General features: G+C 55.2%; 2 protein-coding genes. Both read left to right on the top strand.

Translation table 11 applies throughout. The features are described 5' to 3' along the window. Nucleotides 1–243: hypothetical protein (locus tag A3AY_RS40150; protein WP_026203470.1), on the top strand; the 243-nt coding region annotated here is incomplete at its 5' end. Nucleotides 244–330: 87 nt separating this feature from the next. After that, nucleotides 331–1,020, top strand: a 690-nt coding sequence (locus tag A3AY_RS0115230) for a M14 family metallopeptidase (protein WP_018326518.1), incomplete at its 3' end; no start/stop codon positions are given.

The raw sequence follows: 1,020 nt of genomic DNA, 5'->3' as shown, positions 1-1,020 counted from the left end.
GTGATTGTCGATCGGCGTGAGATCGCAAAGCCGTTCGACGTTAAAGACATTGGATCTGCAGCACAAAAATCGGAGCTGGCGGTGGACAACTGCTCACCATCGGGAGCCTCTCCGACGAGGGACGAAAGCTCGCGCTTACCCGCAGATAAGGATCTTTGGGGTGCGATGACGAGAGGAACAATCGGCCAAGCACTTGGCATTGCGGCAATGGCCGCGAGGCAATTCTGCGCCGATCGCACGTAAGACTTTCCCATAAAACTTGAAACGATCTGGAGAGATCGTTGTAGCGGTCCAATAGAGACCAACATCAGAACGAAGAGCACTAAGATAATGAAGATTACTGCATCACCGAATAGCGTTGCGTATGGAGAGCCCGGCGTCTTCCGAGGCCACTTGTCCTTCGCCAACCCGGGCCTTTCCGGATACACGTGGCCTCTTTGCGAGATCCGCGGCGATCGTAGTGGGCCGAAGCTTTGCGTTTCCGCAGGGGTGCACGTGAATGAAGTTGCCGCCATTGAGGCCGCGGTTCGAATTCAGACATTGTTCGATCCCAGCCACATCCGGGGGAGTGTTTCTATCATCCCGCTCGTCAACCAGCCCGCGGTCTACAAGTACAGCCAATACGTTTGCCCGATTGATGGGAAGAATATTAATTTCTCTTTCCCTGGTAGCCCTGACGGCTCGTTCTCAGAGATCCTTTGTGACGCGATAATGAACGAGTGGTGCGTGGATGCGGATTGCTATGTTGATATGCACGGAGGCGATCTTCGGGAGAATGTTTCCAAGTTCGCCATCTACCAGCGCACAGAAAATCTTCCACTAGACGAGCGCGCCAGACGCATGGCGATGTGCTTCGACGCCGAACTCGTTGTCGGGCTCCCCGTTGCTCACATGTCCAAGCCGGGCCGCCCGCCGACAGGATTTGCCTCGAAGGACAGGCTCGCAGTCATGTCTGAGGCCGGCGCGAACGGACTAATTGACGAAGCCTCGGTACAATTTCACGTTGACGGCGTACTCAAT

It is taken from the genome of Rhizobium giardinii bv. giardinii H152 (genome assembly GCF_000379605.1).
Classification (GTDB): domain Bacteria; phylum Pseudomonadota; class Alphaproteobacteria; order Rhizobiales; family Rhizobiaceae; genus Pararhizobium; species Pararhizobium giardinii.
Note: the sequence above shows the minus strand (reverse complement) of the source record. Positions and strands in the feature narration are given on the sequence as shown.